This window comes from Vreelandella sulfidaeris, assembly GCF_042429665.1.
Classification (GTDB): domain Bacteria; phylum Pseudomonadota; class Gammaproteobacteria; order Pseudomonadales; family Halomonadaceae; genus Vreelandella.
The window spans coordinates 1-6,392 of record NZ_JBHMAC010000008.1; the positions used below are offsets into that span (position 1 = coordinate 1).

A 6,392-nucleotide genomic window follows, 5' to 3' on the forward strand; every position below is an offset into this window, starting at 1 on the left:
GGGCGGCTATCGTCAGCTGTATATCGAGCGGGTACTTCAGGCGGACGAAGGCTGTGATTTCGACTTTTTAGTTGGTTGCCGTGGATCCGATGTGCCGCGCCATTCGCATTAACCGTTCGGCTTACCGTGATTCATTATTAACCACCCTGCGCAATGATATCGCGCAGGGTGCTCATCAGTGCCGCTGCACCGGGAGAGAGTCGCTGGTGGCGTAGGCTTACCAAGCCGTAAGGCTGGACACTGAGCGTTTCACTAAACGGCAGCAGGTGAAAACGTTGCGGTGTGCAGAGTAGATCAGCCGCTTCACGGGTAGTCACCGTGATGGTATCGGATTTGTCGACCAGCGCGAGCGAAAGCAATAGATCGGCGGTATCCACGATCTGGCGGGGCGGGGCGACCTGATGATGAAGAAACAGGCTGTCGACCCGTTGTCGCATCAGTGCGCCGGCGGGCTGTAGTGACCATGGGAAGGTTGCCATATCGGCAAGGCTCAATGGGGTTTTCTCAGTGAGTGGATGCCCTTTGCGGCATACAAAGCAGAGTTCTTCCTCACCAATTTCTTCAAATACAAAGCGCTCGGCGTCGACACCTGCTGGGATGCGTGTAATCGCAAAATCCAGTTCGCCTTCCAGTAGGCGCGGCACAAGCACCTTACTGACATCTACGTCCACACTGATCTTTAGCCCTGGTCGTTCGCGGTGTACCCGCTCAATCGCGCTGGTGAGCAGGGTGACCGCCGGGGCCATGACGGTGCCGACGGTCACAGTGCCGGCGCTGCCTTCGCCGAACGCGTTTAACTCTTCGCCAGTGTGGTGTAGCGCTGATAGTACACTGTGCGCGTGGCGAATCATGATCTCGCCATACCAATTGGGGGTTAAGCCACGGGGATGACGGTCAAACAAACGGATACCTAGATTGGTTTCCAGATCACTGAGAAGCTTTGACGCGGCAGGTTGGCTCATATCGAGTTGATTAGCAGCACGATGAAGATTTTGTTGCTCCTCCAGCGCTAAAAATAGCTGAAAATGGCGCAACTTTAGTCGTACATCTAAAAACCAGTTCTCGCCGAGAACGCCCATGGGATAAGCCTTGCGTTGTTATTGATAGCTAGAAGTATATCGATAGTGATGCGTTTGTATATTGGTTGGTTATGCCGGAATTCTCTACTGTACAAGCGGTAGCGGCGTAAAAGATGCCGACGGAACAACAACAAACTAACAACAAAAGTAAGCCTCCAGGAGGAAACGCATGCCTCTTATCTATTCCTACCCATTAAAAAGTGGAATGCCGTTATTGTTGAGTACTATCGCCATGGCGCTAATGACCAGTTCCGCACTTGCACAGAGCAATGCCGAGAAAAGCGGCCACAATGATGAGGCCGCTAGTTTTCAAACTTCGGCGTTTGGCCGCATGCCGGATGGCCGTCAGGTTGATTTGTACCACTTCACCAATGCCAACGGTATTGAGCTGAAGGTGATCAACTACGGGGGCATTATCGTGTCGTTGAAAACTCCCAATGTAGAAGGGGAATTCGACGATATCGTGCTCGGTTTTGACTCTCTTGAGACGTATCTCTCTGAGGAGTATCGCCAGGCTAACCCCTATTTTGGCGCCATCATTGGACGCTACGGCAATCGTATCGCGAATGGTGAGTTCTCCCTCAACGGCGATACCTATACATTAGCCACCAACGATGGCGATAACCACTTGCACGGCGGCGATAAAGGATTCGATAAGGTGCTGTGGGAGGCTGAGCCTTTTGAGAATGAGGACGGCTCGGGGTTAGTGCTGCGCTATACCAGTGAAGATGGTGAGGAGGGCTACCCCGGCAAACTTGAGACCCAGGTCACCTATACCTTGACCGATGATGACGAGCTGGAGGTGGAGTATCAAGCCACGACCGACAAGGCCACCCCTGTCAATCTTACTCAGCACAGTTACTTCAACCTCAAAGGTGAGGGCAGCGACACGATTCTTGATCATCAGCTAATGATCAATGCGGATGCCTTTACACCGGTCAATGAATCGCTGATTCCCACAGGTGAACTTCGCTCGGTGGAAGGCACGCCGTTTGATTTTACCCAGCCGACTCCCATTGGTGAACGCATTGAGCAAGATAACGAGCAGCTTTCCTATGGGGGCGGTTATGACCACAACTTTGTACTCGCTCGCGATAACGCAGCCTCGGATGAACTCGTCCTGGCCGCTAAGGTGTGGGAACCACAAAGTGGCCGCATGGTGGAAGTATCCACCACCGAGCCAGGCATCCAGTTCTATTCGGGTAACTTTCTTGACAGCAGTCTGACCGGCAAGCAGGGCCAATCCTATGAGCACCGTTCTGGGTTTGCCCTGGAAACGCAGCACTATCCCGACTCCCCGAATCAGGAGGCATTTCCCAGCACCATTCTGGAACCTGGCGAAACTTATCGTTCACGCACGGTATACCGTTTTGCCGCTCAGGAGGCGTTTGGATCATAATTCGTTGCTGATTCGCATCAAAAATATTTCGCTTCAGAAACATTCAAACCAACAACAAACGAAACTATTAATAACAATAACCGCTAACTTTCCAGGAGTACGACAATGTCTATAACAACGACACTATCCACGACGTTTACGCGTTTAGCACTCGGCAGTGCCATCATGCTGGCATCGTTGGGGTCAGTACACGCACAAGATGACGATGTGAAGATTGGCTTTATCGTTAAAAAGCCGGAACAAGCGTGGTTTATCAATGAGCAACAGGCGGCTACCGAGGCAGGCGAAGAGCTTGGTTTCGAAGTGGTCAGGTTGGGTGGCGAAGATGGTCAAGAGGTGCTCAGTGCAATTGATAACCTTTATGCCCAAGGCGCACAAGGGTTTGTGATCTGCCCGCCCGATGTACGTCTGGGGCCCGCTATCATGAATCGCGCCAGACAGTACGGCATGAAAGTGATGACCGTCGATGATCAATTTGTTATCGCTAGCGGCGAGCCCATGGTGGATGTACCGCATCTGGGTATGTCGGGCACCAAGATTGGCCGCCAAGTGGGTGACGCGATTGCCGCCGAAATGGACGCCCGTGGCTGGAATCCTGAAGATGTTGCCGCACTGCGTATCACTAATAATGAGCTTCCTACGGCGGTAGAGCGTACCGATGGCGCCACCGCAGCCCTGCTTGAGGCTGGGTTCCCCGAAGGCAATATCTTTGACGCACCCCAGCAAAACAGCGATACCGCGAGCGCCTTTTCGGCGGCCTCGCCAGTGCTGTCCCAGAACGGTGATTACGAGCACTGGATCATTTATGCCCTCAATGAGGAGAGCGTGCTCGGCGGTGTAAGAGCCACCGAACAGTACGGCCTAGCCCCGGAAGATGTGATTGGCGTGGGCATCAATGGATCAGGCGCGGCCTTTGCGGAATTTTCGCGCGATAACCCGACCGGCTTTCACGGCACGGTAGCGGTTAGCTCCACCATGCACGGTCGCCAGACGGCAGAAGACCTCTACCGTTGGATAGCCGAAGACAAGATGCCACCAGCGAATACCGAAACCTCCGGCGTCTTGATGACCCGCGAAAATTGGCAAGATGTACGTGAACAGCTCGGCCTGTAACGACTATCGATAGCAGGCGAGCCGCGGGAGTACTCAAGTATGTCTGATCCATATCTACGTTTCGACGCTATTAGTGTCGTCTTCCCCGGCGTGCGTGCGCTGGATGGCGTGAGCTTTGCCGCTCACGCCGGCCAGGTACATGCCCTCATGGGCGAGAACGGCGCGGGAAAATCCACTCTGCTCAAGGTATTGAGTGGCGTTAACCGGGTGGCCGAAGGCGCGCTCTGGATTAACGGTCAGCGGCACGTCTTCAGTAATGCTCGTGAGGCGCTGCGGGAAGGGATCGCCATCATCTATCAGGAGTTGACGCTTTCTCCCAACATGTCGGTGGCCGAGAACTTGCTGCTGGGTCAACTGCCGACCCAACACGGGTTTGTTAATCGTCGGCAGCTACGCGAAAAAGCGTTGACGATACTGGCCGATCTGGGCGAAGAGGCAATCCATCCCTCGACCAAGGTGCGCGAGCTTTCTATCGGCCAGCAGCAGATGATCGAGATTGGTCGTGCCCTGCTGCGCGACGCCAAGGTCATCGCCTTTGATGAACCGACCAGTAGTCTCTCTATCCAGGAGACCCGTCAACTCAAACGCATCGTCAAACGTCTGCGCGATGAGGGGCGGGTGGTGCTCTATGTAACCCATCGCATGGAAGAGGTGTTTGAAATGTGCGATGCGGTCACTATCTTCCGCGACGGCCAGCATATTCGCACCCATGAAGACATGTCCGAGCTGAATCACGACCTCTTGGTGAGTGAAATGGTGGGGCGCGATATTGATGATGTTTATGGCTACCGTGCACGCGAACACGGCGACACGATCTTGAACGTTGAGGGCATACAAGGGCGTGGCCTAAAGGCGCCGGTAAGTTTTTCCGTCAAGCGGGGGGAAGTGTTCGGATTATTTGGTTTGGTAGGTGCCGGGCGCAGCGAGCTGTTGCGGCTGGTGTGCGGCGTTGAATCTCCAAAAGCGGGTAGTGTGAACTTTAATGGCGAAGTACGGCGTTTCAAGAGCCCCGGAGAGGCGATCCGCGCCGGTATCGCCATGTGTCCGGAAGACCGTAAATCCCAAGGTATCTTCCCGGTGGCAAGTGTGGCCGATAATCTCAACATCAGCTGCCGGCGTTTTTTTAAACGTTGGGGGCTTTTCCGTCACCCAGGGCGCGAGCGGCGCAATGCCGAAGCGTATATCCAGCAGTTGAGTGTCAAGACACCAGGGCCCCGGACACCGATCGGCAAGCTGTCAGGAGGAAATCAGCAAAAGGTCATCTTGGCGCGCTGGCTTGCCGAAGAGATCGATCTTTTCGTGATGGATGAGCCGACCCGCGGAATCGACGTGGGCGCGCGGCGCGATATTTATTCTCTGCTCTATGACCTGGCCGAACAGGGTAAAAGTGTCGTGGTGATTTCCAGCGACCTTGCTGAAGTCAGCTCTATTTGCGACCGCATCGCCGTGATGCGCGATGGCGAGTTAATCGAGGTAGTGCCCCGTGAGTTGGCCACTCCAGAACGCCTGCTGGGATTGGCGTTGCCAGCCTAAGCAGTTAAAGAATAAGCGTTTTCAGAACATAAGTACTTAAGAACATAAGCACTTAAGAACCTTGCTTCAGGACAAACACCATGACCACTAACAATGTAACTCAAGGCGAGACCGCGCCTGCGCGCCCAAAGGGACGGCAAGGGCTTATCAAGCCGCTACGTACGCTACTGGATACGTCAGGGCTGATCGCGATTTTTTTACTGCTGTTTATCATGCTGGCGGTGCTCATCCCCGACTTTCTGACTGGGCGTAATATGGTCGGGTTGTTGTTGTCGATTACGCTGATTGGCAGCTTGGCAACGACCATGATGCTGGTATTGGCGCTCGGTGAAGTGGATCTATCGGTGGCCTCCATCGTGGCCTTTGCTGGCGTGGTGGCTGCGGTCGTTACTACTAGCACCGGCAGTGTGTTTATGGGCGTTATCGGCGGCATTGTCGCCGGCGGCGCTGTGGGGGTCTTTAACGGATTTGTGATTGCCAAATTTGGCATTAACTCGCTGATTGCGACGTTAGCGGCGATGGAGTTCGTACGCGGGCTTGCCTACATTACCTCCGGTGGCGACGCGGTGATGATTACTGTGGCGGGTTTCTTTGATCTTGGCAGTGCTTCGTTTCTCGGTCTGACGCTGCCGGTATGGACCATGTTGGCTTGCTTCGTGATCTTTGGCGTGGTGCTCAATATGACCGCCTTCGGACGCAACGTGCTGGCTACTGGCGGCAACTCTGAAGCGGCCGCGCTTGCTGGTGTTAATGTCCGTCGCCTCAAAATTATTGTCTTTGGCCTGCAAGGTGTTGTGGCTGGCGTTGTCGGTGTGCTGTTGGCCTCGCGGATGGGCTTGGGCGATCCCAATACCTCGATGGGCCTGGAGCTGGCTGTTATTTCTGCCTGTGTGCTGGGTGGGGTCGCTCTATCGGGTGGCGTTGCCACCATTACCGGTGTGGTGGTGGGCGTGCTGATCATGGGCTGCGTGCAGAATGCCATGGGGCTTTTAAACGTACCGACCTTTTACCAATACCTGGTGCGTGGCGCGATTCTACTGCTGGCAGTGATGTTTGATCGCTGGAAACAGACCCGTCGTCAGCGGGCCTGACGTTTACGTCACCAACTCTTTCTAACATCACCCTTTTTATTACCGCCTTTTCCCGGTTGGTAAGGAGAATTCCTATGCCTGATCGCAAGCCGCCCTTACGCTCTGCCCAGTGGTTTGGCACCGCCGACAAGAACGGTTTTATGTATCGCAGTTGGATGAAAAACCAGGGCATTCCCG

The 6,392-nt window shown here is 54.4% G+C and carries 5 protein-coding genes; 4 read left to right on the top strand and 1 reads right to left on the bottom strand.

What is annotated here, in order from left to right:
• Positions 1 to 137: 137 nt before the first annotated feature.
• Positions 138 to 1,079 carry a LysR substrate-binding domain-containing protein gene (locus ACFFLD_RS04050; protein ID WP_386043001.1) on the bottom strand — a complete coding sequence of 314 codons (942 nt, stop codon included), beginning with the start codon at positions 1,077 to 1,079 and terminating at the stop codon, positions 138 to 140.
• A gap of 169 nt (positions 1,080 to 1,248) precedes the next feature.
• On the opposite strand from ACFFLD_RS04050, the gene ACFFLD_RS04055 reads away from it, so the two are divergent.
• The 4 genes from ACFFLD_RS04055 to araH all read left to right on the top strand — a co-directional run bounded on the left by ACFFLD_RS04055 (position 1,249) and on the right by araH (position 6,215).
• The gene (locus ACFFLD_RS04055) at positions 1,249 to 2,478 is read left to right on the top strand and encodes an aldose epimerase family protein (protein ID WP_386043000.1); all 1,230 of its coding nucleotides are present in this window, start codon (positions 1,249 to 1,251) and stop codon (positions 2,476 to 2,478) included.
• Positions 2,479 to 2,583: 105 nt separating this feature from the next.
• Positions 2,584 to 3,591, top strand: coding sequence for an arabinose ABC transporter substrate-binding protein (locus ACFFLD_RS04060; protein ID WP_386042999.1), 1,008 nt, complete (start codon positions 2,584 to 2,586; stop codon positions 3,589 to 3,591).
• Positions 3,592 to 3,630: 39 nt separating this feature from the next.
• Positions 3,631 to 5,124, top strand: a complete 1,494-nt coding sequence (gene araG / locus ACFFLD_RS04065) for an L-arabinose ABC transporter ATP-binding protein AraG (RefSeq protein ID WP_386042998.1) — start codon at positions 3,631 to 3,633, stop codon at positions 5,122 to 5,124.
• Between the two features lie 80 nt (positions 5,125 to 5,204).
• Complete coding sequence (gene araH / locus ACFFLD_RS04070; RefSeq protein ID WP_386042997.1) at positions 5,205 to 6,215, top strand: L-arabinose ABC transporter permease AraH; 1,011 nt, start codon at positions 5,205 to 5,207, stop codon at positions 6,213 to 6,215.
• Positions 6,216 to 6,392 lie beyond the last annotated feature (177 nt).